The organism is Polycladomyces zharkentensis (assembly GCF_016938855.1).
Classification (GTDB): domain Bacteria; phylum Bacillota; class Bacilli; order Thermoactinomycetales; family JIR-001; genus Polycladomyces; species Polycladomyces zharkentensis.
Genome location: NZ_JAFHAP010000008.1, coordinates 22,019 through 37,118 on the forward strand (window position 1 = coordinate 22,019; position 15,100 = coordinate 37,118).

At 55.1% G+C, this 15,100-nt stretch carries 16 protein-coding genes; 15 read left to right on the forward strand and 1 reads right to left on the reverse strand.

Annotated features, from left to right (window positions below; genetic code table 11):
* Positions 1-15: 15 nt before the first annotated feature.
* Positions 16-471, reverse strand: a complete 456-nt coding sequence (locus JQC72_RS07380) for a cupredoxin domain-containing protein (protein ID WP_205494331.1) — start codon at positions 469-471, stop codon at positions 16-18.
* 158 nt (positions 472-629) lie between these two features.
* Between JQC72_RS07380 and JQC72_RS07385 the strand changes: the two genes are divergently transcribed.
* The 15 genes from JQC72_RS07385 (at position 630) to frr (ending at position 15,072) form a co-directional block, all read left to right on the forward strand.
* Entirely contained in the window at positions 630-857 is a 228-nt protein-coding gene (locus JQC72_RS07385) for a WYL domain-containing protein (protein ID WP_205494333.1), read from the forward strand.
* Positions 858-876: 19 nt separating this feature from the next.
* Positions 877-1,167: a YolD-like family protein gene (locus JQC72_RS07390; protein ID WP_205494335.1), complete on the forward strand. Its 291-nt coding sequence runs from the start codon at positions 877-879 to the stop codon at positions 1,165-1,167.
* Between the two features lie 130 nt (positions 1,168-1,297).
* The gene (locus tag JQC72_RS07395) at positions 1,298-1,441 is read left to right on the forward strand and encodes a hypothetical protein (RefSeq protein WP_205494337.1); all 144 of its coding nucleotides are present in this window, start codon (positions 1,298-1,300) and stop codon (positions 1,439-1,441) included.
* 241 nt (positions 1,442-1,682) lie between these two features.
* Positions 1,683-2,843 (forward strand): ADP-forming succinate--CoA ligase subunit beta, encoded by a 1,161-nt coding sequence (gene sucC, locus JQC72_RS07400; protein WP_205494339.1) that lies wholly within the window; start codon positions 1,683-1,685, stop codon positions 2,841-2,843.
* Positions 2,844-2,879: 36 nt separating this feature from the next.
* Positions 2,880-3,785: a succinate--CoA ligase subunit alpha gene (gene sucD / locus JQC72_RS07405; RefSeq protein ID WP_205494341.1), complete on the forward strand. Its 906-nt coding sequence runs from the start codon at positions 2,880-2,882 to the stop codon at positions 3,783-3,785.
* Between the two features lie 72 nt (positions 3,786-3,857).
* The gene (dprA, locus tag JQC72_RS07410) at positions 3,858-4,946 is read left to right on the forward strand and encodes a DNA-processing protein DprA (protein ID WP_205494342.1); all 1,089 of its coding nucleotides are present in this window, start codon (positions 3,858-3,860) and stop codon (positions 4,944-4,946) included.
* 207 nt (positions 4,947-5,153) lie between these two features.
* Complete coding sequence (gene topA / locus JQC72_RS07415; RefSeq protein WP_205494344.1) at positions 5,154-7,226, forward strand: type I DNA topoisomerase; 2,073 nt, start codon at positions 5,154-5,156, stop codon at positions 7,224-7,226.
* A gap of 18 nt (positions 7,227-7,244) precedes the next feature.
* The gene (trmFO, locus tag JQC72_RS07420) at positions 7,245-8,564 is read left to right on the forward strand and encodes an FADH(2)-oxidizing methylenetetrahydrofolate--tRNA-(uracil(54)-C(5))-methyltransferase TrmFO (protein ID WP_205494346.1); all 1,320 of its coding nucleotides are present in this window, start codon (positions 7,245-7,247) and stop codon (positions 8,562-8,564) included.
* 327 nt (positions 8,565-8,891) lie between these two features.
* Entirely contained in the window at positions 8,892-9,431 is a 540-nt protein-coding gene (gene hslV, locus JQC72_RS07425) for an ATP-dependent protease subunit HslV (RefSeq protein WP_205494348.1), read from the forward strand.
* 3 nt (positions 9,432-9,434) lie between these two features.
* Positions 9,435-10,850, forward strand: coding sequence for an ATP-dependent protease ATPase subunit HslU (gene hslU / locus JQC72_RS07430; RefSeq protein ID WP_205494350.1), 1,416 nt, complete (start codon positions 9,435-9,437; stop codon positions 10,848-10,850).
* Between the two features lie 22 nt (positions 10,851-10,872).
* Positions 10,873-11,652 carry a GTP-sensing pleiotropic transcriptional regulator CodY gene (gene codY / locus JQC72_RS07435; protein WP_205494354.1) on the forward strand — a complete coding sequence of 260 codons (780 nt, stop codon included), beginning with the start codon at positions 10,873-10,875 and terminating at the stop codon, positions 11,650-11,652.
* Positions 11,653-11,921: 269 nt separating this feature from the next.
* A complete protein-coding gene (gene rpsB, locus JQC72_RS07440; protein ID WP_205494356.1) occupies positions 11,922-12,620 on the forward strand; it encodes a 30S ribosomal protein S2 in 699 nt (232 codons plus the stop codon).
* A 403-nt stretch (positions 12,621-13,023) separates the two neighbouring features.
* Positions 13,024-13,674, forward strand: coding sequence for a translation elongation factor Ts (tsf, locus tag JQC72_RS07445; RefSeq protein ID WP_205494363.1), 651 nt, complete (start codon positions 13,024-13,026; stop codon positions 13,672-13,674).
* Positions 13,675-13,789: 115 nt separating this feature from the next.
* Entirely contained in the window at positions 13,790-14,515 is a 726-nt protein-coding gene (pyrH, locus tag JQC72_RS07450) for a UMP kinase (RefSeq protein ID WP_205494365.1), read from the forward strand.
* On the forward strand, positions 14,515-15,072 hold the full coding sequence (frr, locus tag JQC72_RS07455; RefSeq protein WP_205494367.1) for a ribosome recycling factor: 558 nt from the start codon (positions 14,515-14,517) through the stop codon (positions 15,070-15,072). Before pyrH ends, frr begins: the two co-directional genes overlap by 1 nt.
* The last annotated feature ends 28 nt before the right edge of the window (positions 15,073-15,100 follow it).

Below are 15,100 nucleotides of genomic sequence, written 5' to 3' on the forward strand. Positions count from 1 at the left end.
CACGCCTTTTTGTGGTTACGTCGTTTGTCTCGGCAAAACGACGATGTATCCGATCATGGGACCGTTGGTTTCGGCGGTGGGATGAGTATGGCAAATCAATTGAAATGTACCGGGTTTGTAGGCCGTAAAGGAGACGCGCGTGATTTGTCCCTGTCTGACATTGCCCCGTACGTTGTATCCTTGGATGGAAAACGGATGTTCTTTGCCGCTGACGCCCCGAATGACCAGATGAACGCGATCCCCCTGGTGAACCACGATCATACCGGGGTCCCACCGGTATGCTTCCAGCTTTTTTCCTTGGTACCGACCTTTGAATTCCCCGGTTACCATATAAAACGTCTTTTCCTGTGATGGCGCAGTCGGTTGACCGGCGGAAGCGTTACGTGCCACAAACGGTGCATTCGTTATATAGACGGCACCCGTCAGGAGCAGGACTGCCACCAAATACAGCCAAAAACGTATTGGTAACATTACCAGACCTCCTTTTGGAAAGGTTATTTTCAATATCACCGGCGGACAAATTTTTCATCCATTTTTATGGAATAAATTGGAGTTTGTATCATGGAATGGGTGGTGCATATAATAAGAACAAACGTTCTGTCGAACGCTCCAAATCGAGGTGGGGAGTTATGGTGGACATCGTACTCCAACAGGCGGTTCGCCGGAACGAACCGGTGGAGATCATTTATATGGACAACCGGGCGGGTACGATCACCCAACGGCAGATACGGATTTACCGGATGACGGCAGAAACGGTCCAAGCTTATTGTTATGAGCGGAAAGCCGTGCGCACCTTCCGGCGGGACCATATTTTGGCTGCACAGAGGGGGGAGCGGCGGCGTGGATCGTGGCAATAAACTGTGGGAGGGCCACCGGATGTTTCTTCCGGAACATGCGGCGTTGTACCGTGAACGAAAACGGGAACGGCATACTCCGCCCGTATTGGACGAACAGCGATGGGAAGAGATCGACCGGTTGGTATCCGAAGCCATGAGGGAAGGTCGGACACTGCGTTGGACCATTTTCCATCCCGAAGGCCCCTATGTCGTCCAAGGCCGCGTCGGCCGGATTCGTCCCGAACACGGATGGATCGAAGTGCGCGGAGCAGGAGACGGGATTCGGGTCCCGCTGAATCGTCTGATCGATGTCGCCCCGGTTGAAGAGTGAAACAAAAGGTCGTCCGTATGGAGAAGGTTTTCGAAAGCGGCGAAACCGTGCTATACTGATGAGTGGATGATGAGGTAACGCTTCCATGCGAACAAGCAGCATGGGACAAACCAGACAGGAGGTTCAAACCATGGCTTCCCATATGCAACCGCGTCCCGAAGAGAACCAAGAAAATGACTTGCTCGACATGATGGTCGGCACGGGTGTTTCTATTGCCTTTTTTATGGGAATCGCCTTGATCGCCGGTGTTATCAGCTATTTCGTCAAGGGATAATGGCCCGCGCGTCGCGGGGGAGAGGGCCGAATCAGGGTGTCGCGCCCTCTGTTTTTGTTGCGCGGCGGGCGGTTGGCAATCCCGAGCGCTTGCGCTATACTTGCAATAGCCGGAAGAAGCGCTTTCGGTTTCTTTCTGCTGTTTGACTGTTTCAAATGAACTGATTATTGGAAGTCGTTTCTCCCAATCAGATGCAAAACCGATCGCGACGGGGGAGAACACCAGGATAGGGGGATGGAGCATGAACGTACATGAGTACCAGGGCAAAGAGGTGCTGAAACAGTACGGGGTTGCGGTGCCGAACGGGCGAGTCGCTTTCACCCCGGAGGAAGCGGTGGAAGCGGCCCGGGCGTTGGGCGGAGAGCTGTGGGTGGTCAAAGCGCAAATTCACGCCGGCGGCCGCGGCAAAGCGGGCGGGGTGAAGTTGGCGCGCAGTTTGGATGAAGTACGCGCGTATGCGGAAGAATTGTTGGGCAAAGTGCTGGTCACCCATCAAACCGGCCCCGAAGGGAAAGAAGTGAAGCGCCTGCTGATCGAAGAAGGCTGCAAAATCGAGAAGGAATATTACGTCGGGATGGTCGTGGACCGTTCCAAAGGTCGCGTGACGATGATGGCTTCCGAAGAAGGCGGAACGGAGATTGAAGAAGTGGCGGCCAAGACACCGGAAAAAATCTTCAAGGAAACGATTGATCCGGCTGTCGGTTTGCTCCCGTTCCAAGCCCGTCGTCTCGCTTATGCGATCAACATCCCCCGCGATCGGGTGAACCAGGCCGTCAAGTTCATGATGGGCTTGTACCAAGCGTTTGTGGATAAAGATTGTTCGCTGGCGGAAATCAACCCGCTCGTCACAACGGCTGACGGTCGCGTGATGGCGTTGGATGCCAAGCTGAACTTCGACGACAATGCCCTGTATCGTCATCCCGACATCGTGGAGTTGCGCGATCTGGATGAAGAAGATCCGAAAGAAGTGGAAGCTTCCAAATACGACCTCAACTACATCGCCCTGGACGGCAACATCGGCTGCATGGTGAACGGGGCCGGCCTGGCGATGGCAACGATGGACATCATCAAACATTACGGCGGCGAACCTGCCAACTTCCTGGATGTGGGCGGCGGCGCGACGACCGAAAAAGTGACCGAAGCCTTCAAAATCATTTTGGCGGACCCCAATGTGAAGGGCATTTTGGTCAACATTTTCGGCGGGATCATGAAATGCGACGTGATCGCCACCGGTGTCGTGGAAGCGGCCAAACAGGTGGGATTGGATCGCCCCTTGGTTGTGCGGCTGGAAGGAACCAACGTGGAAAAAGGCAAACAGATCCTGAACGAATCCGGCTTGAAAATCGTGGCTGCCGATTCGATGGCCGACGCGGCGCAAAAAATCGTTTCGCTGGTGAAGTGACGCAAAACGAGATCATCTGGAAAGGCGGGTTCGAAGTTGAGTATCTTCGTCAATCAAGACACCAAAGTCATCGTGCAGAACATCACCGGTTCCACCGGCTCGTTCCACACCAAGCAAATGCTCGAGTACGGCACCAAAATCGTGGCCGGTGCCACCCCGGGCAAAGGAGGCGCCGAAGTGGAAGGCGTGCCGGTTTTTGATACTGTGGCCGAAGCGGTGGAAAAAACGGGGGCCAACGCGTCGGTGATCTACGTGCCGCCGGCATTCGCCGCGGACGCGATCATGGAAGCGGTGGATGCAGAACTGGACCTGGTCGTCTGCATCACCGAAGGCATCCCGGTATTGGACATGGTGAAAGTGAAACGGTATATGGAAGGCAAAAAGACGCGTCTGATCGGACCCAACTGTCCGGGCGTCATCACACCGGGCGAATGCAAAATCGGAATCATGCCCGGATACATTCACACTCCGGGGCACGTCGGGATCGTGTCCCGCAGCGGCACGCTCACTTATGAAGCGGTGTATCAGTTGACCACCCGCGGCATCGGACAGTCCACTGCGGTGGGGATCGGCGGCGACCCGGTGAATGGCACCAACTTTATCGACTGCCTGAAAGCGTTCCAGGAAGACCCGGACACCAAAGCCGTCATCTTGATCGGCGAAATCGGCGGTACGGCCGAAGAAGAAGCGGCCGAATGGATCCGGGATCATATGGACAAACCGGTGGTCGGGTTCATCGGCGGGCAAACGGCGCCTCCGGGCAAACGGATGGGGCATGCGGGCGCCATCATCTCCGGCGGTAAAGGTACCGCGGCGGAAAAAATCGCAAAGTTGGAGGAGTGCGGGGTCAAAGTGGCACCCACTCCGGCCGCCATCGGCGATACGCTGGTCGAGGTTCTGAAAGAGAAAGGCTTGCTGGAAGCCTGCATCACGAAGAAATGACATCACGGCTTTTTTCAGGGGACCCACACGGCATGGTCCCCTTTTTTATTCAGCTGGAAGCGGGGTGGGACCGTGGAGGAGCGGGATGCATGGATCGCTGTGCATCAGGTGAAGGGAGCGGGTTGGCATACCATTGATCGGTTGCATCGGGCCGGTTGGGTTCCCACGAATCCGATGACCCCGTCCGTGATGGAGGCGGTCAGGGCGATGGGTGTCACGCAACAACGATTGGATCGAATCAGGGAAAAATGTACCCCGTCGTTTGTCCGTGAAGTGAAGGAGGAATTACGAAACAGGGAGATTTGTACGGTGACCGTGTGGGATGACGATTACCCACCTTTGCTGCGGGAGATCCCGCAACCTCCTTGGGTGTTGTATGTCAAAGGGGATGCATCCCTCCTCAGCGGCCCGTGCGTCGCCGTGGTGGGGACGCGCAGGCCGACGCCGTACGGCCGCCGGGTGGCACGCATGTTGTCGGAACAATTGGCTGGTGCCGGCTGGGTGGTGGTCAGCGGGATGGCGGCGGGGATCGACAGTGAAGCACATCGCGGCGCATTGCGGAAAAACGGGGCGACAGTGGCTGTATTGGGAACGGGCGTAGATGTGGTATACCCCAAAAGCAACCGGTCATTGTATCACGAATTGATCCAACGCGGTGTGGTCTGTTCGGAGATGCCGCCGGGGACGGAACCGCATCCCGGTCTGTTTCCTCAGCGGAATCGCATCATCAGCGGTTTGTCATACGGCACGCTGGTGGTGGAGGCCGCGGAGCGGAGCGGATCGCTCATCACCGCCGACTGCAGCATGGAACAAGGTCGGGAAGTGTTTGCCGTACCGGGGCCGATCACGTCCACCCAAAGCGCAGGAACGCACCGCCTCATCCAAGAAGGGGCGAAATGTGTGAGAGGGGTGGAAGACATTTGGGAAGAATTCCCTCATCTCATGCCTGCTCCTCCTTCCGAATCTTTCAGGGAAGCCGCGCTTTCTCTGACGATGGAGGAAGAGCGGGTGTTTGCGCTGATCGGGGTCGACCCCGTTTCATTGGAAGAAGTGATGAATCGATGTCCGCTGCCGGCTGAAGCGGTTCATTCCGTTTTGTTGTCCCTGCAGTTGAAACGGTGCATCCGGCAATTGCCGGGAATGCAGTTTGTCCGCATGTGAGCAGCATATACATATCCCCAAACGGGTGTATGAGATGTTGGTAGTTGGGTAAGGAATGGGTAAGAATGAATCCGTGGGCCGGAATGGGTAGGATTTGTGTTGCTCGGTGTGGTACATGTTACGAACAGCCGCCTGGAGTAATGATTTGACATCGGCGGTTGACATCCGAAATAATAGGAACGGTTTTATATGAGGGGAGGGCACGGGATGGCCGATTCGCTCGTGATTGTCGAATCGCCCGCCAAAGCCAAAACCATCGGGAAATACTTGGGCAAGAATTACATCGTCAAAGCATCGATGGGACACGTGCGGGATTTGCCCAAAAGCCAGTTGGGCGTAGATATCGAACACCGTTATGAACCGAAATACATCACCATCCGGGGAAAGGGAAGTGTGCTGAAAGAACTGCGCGAAGCGAGCAAAAAAGTGAAACGCGTATATCTCGCCGCAGACCCTGATCGCGAAGGGGAAGCGATCGCGTGGCATTTGGCGCACAGTTTGGATCTGGAGTTGGATGCGCCTTGCCGGGTGGTGTTCAACGAAATCACCAAGCAGGCTGTTCGCGAAGCGTTTAAGCATCCGCGCAAAATTGACATGGATTTGGTCAATGCCCAGCAGGCGCGCCGGATTTTGGACCGGCTCGTGGGATACGGGATCAGCCCTTTGCTGTGGAAAAAGGTGAAAAAAGGACTGAGTGCCGGTCGGGTCCAGTCGGTGGCCGTCAAGCTGGTCATTGACCGGGAAAAGGAGATTCGAAACTTCCAGCCCGAAGAGTACTGGACCGTCACGGCTGTGCTGTTGGCCGGCGATGAACCGTTTGAGGCCAAATTTTACGGCTATGGCAAGGACAAAACCGAGTTGAAAACCGAAGAAGACGTGAAGCAACTGCTGGAGAAGATAAAAGGAAAGCGGTTCGTTGTCGGAGAGATCAAAAAAAGTGAACGCAGGCGCAACCCGGCTCCGCCGTTTATCACCAGTTCGTTGCAACAGGAGGCGGCCCGCAAGCTCAATTTCCGCGCGGCCAAGACGATGTCGGTGGCACAACAGCTGTATGAAGGGGTGGAGTTGGGCAAAGAGGGTTCCGTCGGGTTGATCACCTACATGCGTACGGACTCGACACGGGTGTCGGAAGTGGCGCAAACGGAGGCGCGGCAATATATCACGGAACAGTACGGGGAGAACTTTGTGCCGTCTCAGCCCCGGTCGCACAAGAAGAACGCCGGTGCGCAGGACGCACACGAAGCGATCCGGCCCACCTCGGTTAAGCGCACACCGAGCCAGGTCAAGCCATATCTGAGCCGTGACCAATACCGGTTGTACAAACTGATCTGGGAGCGGTTCGTGGCCAGTCAAATGGCGCCGGCCGTGCTGGATGTCATCGCTTGCGAGGTGCACGCCGGAGACGCGGTGTTCCGTGCGACCGGTTCCAAAGTGAAATTCCCCGGTTTCATGAAGGTGTACGTGGAGGGCAACGACGACAACCAAAAAGAGGAGGACAAACTCCTGCCTCCGTTGGAAGAGGGGCAAGTCCTGAAAAGGAAGTCAATCGAGCCCAAACAGCACTTTACCCAACCGCCTCCGCGCTATACGGAAGCGAGACTGGTGCGAACGCTGGAAGAGTTGGGGATCGGTCGCCCCAGTACCTACGCGCCGACACTGGAAACCATCCAGAAGCGTGGCTATGTCACGTTGGAGGACAAACGGTTCGTTCCCACCGAATTGGGGGAGATCGTCATCGAACTGATGGAGGAGTTCTTCCCCGAGATTCTCAACGTGGAGTTTACGGCCAATATGGAAGAGGAATTGGACCACATAGAAGATGGCAAGGTAGACTGGGTCAAGGTGCTGGACGCGTTTTACCGTCAGTTCCGCGAACGGTTGAGTGTGGCCGAAAAAGAAATGGAAACGGTCGAGATCCAGGACGAAGTGTCAGACGAAACATGCGAGAAGTGCGGTCGTCAGATGGTATACAAATTCGGCCGTTACGGCAAGTTTCTGGCCTGCTCCGGTTTCCCGGATTGCCGAAACACCAAGCCCATTCTCAAATCAACGGGGGTGACCTGCCCCAAATGCAAGCAGGGTGAAATCGTGGAACGCAAAACCAAACGTCGTCGGACGTTTTACGGTTGCAGCCGGTACCCGGAATGCGACTTTCTATCATGGGATCAGCCGGCACCGCGTCCATGCCCCCGCTGCAGCAGTTTGATGGTGATCAAAAAGAAAAAGAACGAATCCGTTATTCACTGTACCGAATGCGATTATGAAACAACGGATCGTTGACGAAAGGAGCGCTTTGATATGCCGAAACAACCGGTGAATGTGATTGGTGCCGGGCTGGCGGGGAGCGAAGCGGCATGGCAGATTGCCCAACGCAATGTGCCGGTCCGTCTGTACGAGATGCGGCCGGTCAAACGGACACCGGCGCACAGGGGAGGCGATTTCGCCGAACTGGTATGCAGCAACTCGCTCCGTTCCAATGAATTGACCAATGCCGTGGGTGTGTTGAAAGAAGAAATGCGCCGGTTGGACTCGCTCATCATGCGGTGTGCCGATCAACACGCCGTTCCCGCCGGCGGTGCGCTGGCCGTGGATCGTGAGGCGTTTTCCGCCGCAGTGACGGCGGCATTGCACAATATCCCCCACGTGGAGATCATCCATGAAGAAGTGACGGAGATTCCCGAAGGGATCACGGTGATCGCGACGGGACCGCTTACTTCCGCCGCCCTGTCGGAGAAACTGAAAGCATTGACCGGTGAGGAGTATTTGTATTTCTATGATGCGGCGGCGCCGATCGTGGAAAAAGAGAGCATTGATATGGACAAGGTATTTGTCGCTTCCCGCTATGGCAAGGGGGAAGCTGCCTACCTCAACTGCCCGATGACCGAAGAGGAATTCGACCGGTTCTATGAAGCGCTGGTCACGGCGGAGACGGTTCCGCTCAAGGAGTTTGAGAAAGAGATCTACTTTGAAGGGTGCATGCCGATCGAAGTGATGGCCAAACGCGGCAAAAAAACCTTGTTGTTCGGTCCGATGAAGCCTGTGGGACTGGTCGATCCCCGCACCGGAAAACAACCGTTTGCGGTAGTGCAATTGCGGCAGGACAACAGTGCGGGGACACTGTACAACTTGGTCGGTTTCCAAACCCATTTGAAATGGGGGGAGCAAAAGCGGATATTCCGCATGATCCCCGGTTTGGAAAACGCCGAATTCGTGCGGTACGGTGTGATGCACCGCAACACGTTCATCAATTCACCCAAGGTGCTCAAGCCCACCTATCAATTCCGGGAACGGGATGATTTGTTCGTTGCCGGACAGATGACCGGGGTGGAGGGCTACGTCGAGTCGGCCGCCTCCGGCTTGATCGCCGGGATCAATGCGGCAAGGCTGGCCATGGGTCAAGAACCGGTCGTGTTCCCGCGTGAGACGGCGATCGGCAGCCTCGCCCACTACATTACCACGGCCGATCCGGACAATTTCCAGCCGATGAATGCCAACTTCGGGTTGTTGCCTCCGCTCCCTCAAAGAATCCGCTCCAAAAAGGAACGGAATCTGAAAATCGCCGAACGCGCATTGGAACGCTTACAGGCATTTTCCGGCGAGTTGTATGCCCTCTCTTGATTCAACAACCGTCGGTGTGATACGATTGCATAGGAACGTTCTGCTTTTTCTGAAAAGATTCGGCAGCTGAGAAACAGCAGTGTCACAACTGCTGTTTCTTTATGGCAAAGACACTCCTGCCGTTGCATAAGCGAAACGGAGGCCAACCAATATCTGCTATCCGTGCATATTCACCGAAAATAACCGGGGACTGAAACAGACGAGAATGATCTTTGTGTTTTTTCCCTGTTTGCCACATTTTTGTTCCTTTTTGTTCACTGATGCGCAAACTTTGTCAGAAACGGCGAGGGGATTTGTGAGGTTGATTAAAGATGAGGAGGGAAATACATGTCCGCATTTCACGCAACGACGATTTGTGCCGTACGTCACGAGGGAGCGGCGGCGATGGCAGGTGACGGTCAGGTGACGTTCGGTAACCAGATGGTGATGAAACATCGGGCAAAAAAAGTGCGCCGCTTATACAAGGGGAAAGTGGTTGCCGGTTTTGCCGGCTCCGTTGCAGATGCCATCACCTTGTTCGAAAAATTTGAAGGTAAGCTGGAGGAGTTTAACGGCAATCTGCCGCGGGCTGCGGTGGAGCTGGCGAAGGAATGGCGATCGGATAAGGTGCTGCGCCGGTTGGAAGCGATGATGATCGTCATGGACAACGAACACCTCCTGCTGATCGCGGGTACGGGCGAGGTGATCGAACCGGACGATGACATCGTCGCGATCGGTTCGGGCGGCGGTTATGCATTATCGGCGGCCAGGGCACTGAAACGGCATGCACCGGAGATGTCCGCCCGTGAAATCGTCGAGGCCGCGTTGAAGATCGCCGGCGAAATCTGTGTTTTCACCAACGATCAAATCGTTGTGGAGGAGGTATGATCCATGGCGCAATCCAACCGCAAACGGGAACAGCTGACGCCGCGCCAGATCGTGGAGGAGCTGGACAAATACATTGTCGGTCAGAAAGAGGCCAAACGAGCGGTGGCGATTGCCCTGCGCAACCGCTATCGCCGCAATTTGTTGCCGGATGAGATGAAAGACGAGGTCGTACCGAAAAACATCCTGATGATCGGACCCACCGGCGTCGGAAAAACAGAGATCGCCCGCCGTCTGGCCAAATTGGTGGGTGCACCGTTCGTCAAGGTGGAGGCGACCAAATTCACCGAAGTGGGCTATGTCGGTCGGGATGTGGAGTCGATGGTGCGCGACTTGGTGGAAACGGCCATTCGGATCGTGAAGGCGGAAAAAATCGAAGAAGTGAAGGAACGCGCCGAAGAGCTGGCCGAGGATCGTATCGTCGAAATCCTGGTGCCGTCGCGCAAACCGGGAGCGGGATTCAAAAATCCGTTGGAAGCGTTGTTCCAATCCGCCACTTCCTCCCGGACTGATGATGTGGATGAGGCCGAACGCGGCCGTGTCGCGGAAAAGCGGCGTCAAGTGCGGGAAAAGTTGATCCGCGGCGAGTTGGAAGACCAAATGATCGAGATCGAAGTGGAAGACACTTCCCTGCCGATGATGGATATGTTTGCGGGTTCGGGTGTGGAACAGATGGGGATCAACATGCAAGAGATGCTGGGACAGTTTTTGCCCAAGCGAACAAAGAAGCGTCGCTTGCCTGTACGTGAGGCGCGAAAGGTGTTGATCCAAGAGGAAGGACAAAAACTGATCGACATGGATCAGGTGATACAGGAATCTTTGGAACGGGTCGAACAATCCGGGATCATTTTCATCGACGAGGTGGACAAAATCGCCGGAAAGGACCGTGGCAGCGGGCCGGATGTCTCCCGTGAGGGTGTGCAGCGGGACATTTTGCCGATCGTCGAAGGTTCCACGGTGATGACCAAATATGGACCGGTCAAGACGGATCATATTTTGTTCATTGCCGCAGGTGCGTTTCACACGGCCAAACCGTCCGATCTCATCCCGGAATTGCAGGGTCGTTTTCCCATTCGCGTGGAGCTGAACGATTTGACGGCGGATGATTTCGTCCGAATCCTGACCGAACCCAAAAGCGCGCTCCTCAAACAATACGCCGCGCTGTTGGAAACCGAGGGGATCAAAGTGAAATTCACCGATGAAGCGATTCGCGAGATTGCCGAGCTGGCCGCCAAAGTGAACAAAGAGACGGAAAACATCGGGGCTCGCCGGTTGCACACCGTGTTGGAGTGTCTGTTGGAGGAACTCTCGTTTGAAGCACCGGAAATCCATTTGGAAGAGATCGTGATCACGCCGGAATATGTGCGAAACCGTCTGGCTAAGATCGTCCAAAACAGGGATTTGAGCCAATACATTTTGTAGTGGAGGAATGGAGGAATCGGAGATGGATCTCTTGACCAAAGCCCGCCAGATCAACCGCCTGTTACAGCGAACCGGCGGGCAGGCCGTGAGTTTCATGGAGATGGCCGAAGTCTTGCGGGACGTCATCGTGGCCAACGTGTACGTGGTCAGTCGCAAGGGAAAAATTTTGGGCTACGGCATTGCCCAGGAATACGCGGTCGATGAAATGAACCACGTCGTATTGCGTGACCGGCGTTTGCCGGAGGAATATAACCAGCTGTTGAAGCAGGTGAAGGAGACGTCCCCGAACTTGGACGAGACGAGTGAATACAGTTTCACGAAGCAATTGGGCGGGATGTTTGAACACCGCTATACAACGGTGGTGCCGATCGTCGGAGGCGGCGATCGGCTGGGAACACTTCTGCTCACCCGGTTTGATGCGCCGTTTGTCAACGATGATCTCGTCTTGGCGGAATACGGTGCAACAGTGGTCGGGATGGAGATTTTACGCGAAAAGTCGGAACAGGCGGAAGAGGAAGCCCGTTCCCGCGCGGTGGTCCAATTGGCGATCAACTCGCTTTCGTTTAGCGAGTTGGAAGCGGTGGAACACATTTTCGAGGAGCTGGACGGACCGGAGGGGCTGTTGGTGGCCAGCAAAGTGGCCGATCGCGTCGGCATCACCCGTTCCGTCATCGTCAACGCATTGCGCAAACTGGAGAGCGCAGGTGTGATCGAATCGCGTTCGTTGGGGATGAAAGGAACGTATATCAAGGTATTGAATGAAAGATTGCTGGTTGAATTGGCAAAACTGAAGGAAGTATGAGGGAACCCGGTTGTTGAAAGCGGACGTGTCAGGGCTTTCCCCTGATGGCATGACGGGACACACCCTCGCGTAAGCTTGCGGAGCGAGAGGAAAAAGGCGCATCCGAAACATGAGACCGAAGTTCTTGCCACCGGTGAGACGATTGTGTTATATTATAGAGCGGTGTGAAACACACACGTTGGAGGAAGCGGACGGACGTGCCGCCTGTGGTGTGCGGTCCCGTTCGCGGATGAATCCGGCGGAGGAAGAACAAAAAAGGAGGAATTTTCGTGGCTGTCGTTTCGATGAAACAATTGTTGGAAGCCGGTGTTCACTTCGGACACCAAACGCGTCGTTGGAACCCGAAAATGGCAAAATACATCTTCACGGAACGGAACGGGATCTACATCATCGACCTGCAAAAAACCGTGAAGATGATGGAAGAAGCCTACAACTTCGTCCGCGAGCTGGCCGCACAAGGGGGCAACCTCCTGTTTGTGGGGACCAAGAAGCAAGCGCAGGACGCGGTTCGGGAAGAAGCGGAACGCTGCGGCATGTTCTATGTCAATCATCGTTGGCTGGGCGGTACGCTGACCAACTTCCAAACGATCCGCAAGCGGATCGAGCGCCTGCACCAGCTGGAGGAAATGGAGCAAGACGGCACCTTTGACGTCCTGCCGAAAAAAGAAGTGGTGTTGCTGCGCAAAGAAAAAGCGCGCCTGGAAAAATTCCTGGGCGGCATCAAGCACATGAAAAAACTGCCGGATGCGGTATTCATCATCGATCCGCGCAAAGAACGGATCGCTGTGGCTGAAGCTCGCAAGCTGAACATCCCGATCGTGGCGATCGTGGACACCAACTGCGATCCGGACGAAGTGGATTACGTGATTCCGGGCAACGATGATGCCATCCGCGCTGTGCGGTTGTTCACCTCCAAAATGGCCGATGCCGTGTTGGAAGGGAAACAAGGCGAGCAAAATGCTTCGTAATGGATCGAAAGCAAAGGGTGGCTGTGGGAAGGGATTCCTGCCCACCCTTTTCCTGCGTTACCGGAGGAAAGTGCCGTTTTTTTCAGTGAGCGGCCTTTGAGATGATGTGAAATTGGCTTAAGAAGGAAAAAAGTGCACCCCATTTCCAGGGGCGTGTCTGGTCATTCCGCAAGTCAGCAATGTTGTCCAAGCCTCGACTGAGCAAAGACTCGGAAAGTGCAGGATTGAAATCGCGGCAACTTATCAAAGCGAATCGTGTCCTGCACCGGCCGGGCCGGAGCGGTCATCATTCGCTTTCCTGCAGGGCGCAGGTGGAGCGAGCCGGGAACGCAATGTGGACAGCATTCACCAGACGCACCCCGGGTCGATGGAGGAACAAGACTGTTAAAGGAGGAATTTCCACATGGCCATTAGCGCGGCTCAAGTAAAAGAATTGCGGGAAAAAACGGGCGCCGGCATGATGGATTGCAAAAAGGCCCTGCAAGAAGCGAACGGTGACATGGAAAAAGCAGTAGAAATTCTGCGTGAGAAAGGATTGGCTGCTGCCGAGAAAAAAGCGGGCCGCATCGCCGCCGAAGGGATTGTGGAATCCTACATACACGCAGGCGGACGGATCGGCGTCTTGGTGGAAGTGAACTGCGAAACCGACTTCGTTGCGAAAAACGCAGAATTCCAAGCGTTTGTAAAGGACATTGCGATGCAGATCGCTGCGATGGCGCCGAAATACGTGCGTCGTGAGGAAGTACCTGCCGAAGAGGTGGAAAAAGAGCGCGAGATCCTGCGCACCCAAGCTTTGAATGAAGGCAAACCGGAACATATTGTGGACAAAATGGTGGCGGGTCGACTGGAGAAATACTTCCAGCAAGTGTGTCTGTTGGAACAGCCGTTCATCAAAGACGGCGACAAAACGATCGATCAAATGGTGAAAGAGCAAATCGCCCGGATCGGGGAAAACATCTCCATTCGTCGTTTTGTACGTTACGAACTGGGTGAAGGGCTGGAAAAACGCGAAGACAACTTCGTTGAAGAAGTCATGGCCCAAATGAAGAAGTGAGTTTCGCGTCTCAAAAAAGGGAACACCCGGTGTTCCCTTTTTTGACGACAAGCCACGGAAGGAAAACCAGACACCCTGTCGAATAAGGGTATCGTGTAGAAACGGAGGAACCGTTATGGAGCGGCCCCATTATCGACGTGTCGTGTTAAAACTGAGCGGAGAAGCCTTGGCCGGTAAACAAGGCTACGGGATCGACCCGGAGGTGATCACTTCCATCGCCCGACAAATCCAGGAAGTGGTCGAAATGGGCGTACAGGTAGCGGTGGTCGTCGGCGGCGGCAACATCTGGCGGGGGATGGCCGGAAGCGCACGCGGCATCGACCGGGCGACGGCCGACTATATGGGCATGCTGGCTACGGTGATGAATTCGCTGGCATTGCAAGATTCTTTGGAGCAACTGGGTGTCCCCACCCGGGTCCAAACTTCTATCGAGATGCGTCAAGTGGCTGAACCGTACATTCGGCGACGCGCCATCCGGCATTTGGAAAAAGGGCGGGTGGTCATCTTTGCCGCCGGAACCGGTAACCCCTATTTCTCAACGGACACCACGGCCGCACTGCGTGCCGCTGAAATCGAAGCCGATGTCATCCTCATGGCCAAAAACAAAGTGGATGGTGTTTATTCCGCCGACCCGGCGCGCAACCCGGATGCGGTCAAATATGATGAACTCACCTTCCTCGACGTGCTCAACCAGGGTCTCGGCGTGATGGACTCGACAGCCTCATCGCTTTGCATGGACAACGACATTCCTTTGATCGTATTTAATATTGAGAAAGAAGGCAACATTCGTCGGGTCATTCTTGGAGAAAAAATCGGAACACTGGTGAGGGGGAATATCTGATGCTGGAGCCGGTGAAAAAACAAGCCACCGAAAAGATGGAGAAAGCGATTCAAGTGTTGAAGAAAGATTTGGCCGCATTGCGTGCCGGCCGTGCCACACCGGCATTGCTCGATAAAGTGGTGGTCGAATACTACGGCAGTGAAATGCCGGTAAACCAATTGGCCAACATCTCCACGCCGGATCCGCGCACGCTGGTGATTCAGCCGTGGGACAAATCCGCTCTGGCTGAAATCGAGCGCGCCATCCTGAAATCGGACCTGGGACTGACCCCGTCGAATGACGGCAATGTCATTCGCATCAACTTGCCGGCGTTGACCCAGGAACGGCGTGCCGAGCTGGTCAAGGTGGTCAAGAAGACGGGCGAAGAAGGCAAAGTGGCCATTCGAAACATTCGACGCGACGCCAACGATGAAATCAAGAAACTGGAGAAAAACGGCGACATCTCCGAAGACGAATCCCGCCGCGGACAGGATGAGATTCAAAAACTGACCGACAAATTCATTCAGGAAGCGGACAAGATTGTTGCGGCCAAAGAAAAAGAGATCATGGAGATCTGACAACCGCGCAGCGCAAAACGGCTCGAGG

Bases quoted from the DNA above. Each gene is read 5' to 3' on its own strand.
- JQC72_RS07380 (WP_205494331.1), bottom strand. From the start codon at position 471: ATGTTACCAATACGTTTTTGGCTGTATTTGGTGGCAGTCCTGCTCCTG.
- JQC72_RS07385 (WP_205494333.1), top strand. From the start codon at position 630: ATGGTGGACATCGTACTCCAACAGGCGGTTCGCCGGAACGAACCGGTG.
- JQC72_RS07390 (WP_205494335.1), top strand. From the start codon at position 877: ATGTTTCTTCCGGAACATGCGGCGTTGTACCGTGAACGAAAACGGGAA.
- JQC72_RS07395 (WP_205494337.1), top strand. From the start codon at position 1,298: ATGGCTTCCCATATGCAACCGCGTCCCGAAGAGAACCAAGAAAATGAC.
- sucC (WP_205494339.1), top strand. From the start codon at position 1,683: ATGAACGTACATGAGTACCAGGGCAAAGAGGTGCTGAAACAGTACGGG.
- topA (WP_205494344.1), top strand. From the start codon at position 5,154: ATGGCCGATTCGCTCGTGATTGTCGAATCGCCCGCCAAAGCCAAAACC.
- trmFO (WP_205494346.1), top strand. From the start codon at position 7,245: ATGCCGAAACAACCGGTGAATGTGATTGGTGCCGGGCTGGCGGGGAGC.
- hslV (WP_205494348.1), top strand. From the start codon at position 8,892: ATGTCCGCATTTCACGCAACGACGATTTGTGCCGTACGTCACGAGGGA.
- hslU (WP_205494350.1), top strand. From the start codon at position 9,435: ATGGCGCAATCCAACCGCAAACGGGAACAGCTGACGCCGCGCCAGATC.
- codY (WP_205494354.1), top strand. From the start codon at position 10,873: ATGGATCTCTTGACCAAAGCCCGCCAGATCAACCGCCTGTTACAGCGA.
- tsf (WP_205494363.1), top strand. From the start codon at position 13,024: ATGGCCATTAGCGCGGCTCAAGTAAAAGAATTGCGGGAAAAAACGGGC.
- pyrH (WP_205494365.1), top strand. From the start codon at position 13,790: ATGGAGCGGCCCCATTATCGACGTGTCGTGTTAAAACTGAGCGGAGAA.
- frr (WP_205494367.1), top strand. From the start codon at position 14,515: ATGCTGGAGCCGGTGAAAAAACAAGCCACCGAAAAGATGGAGAAAGCG.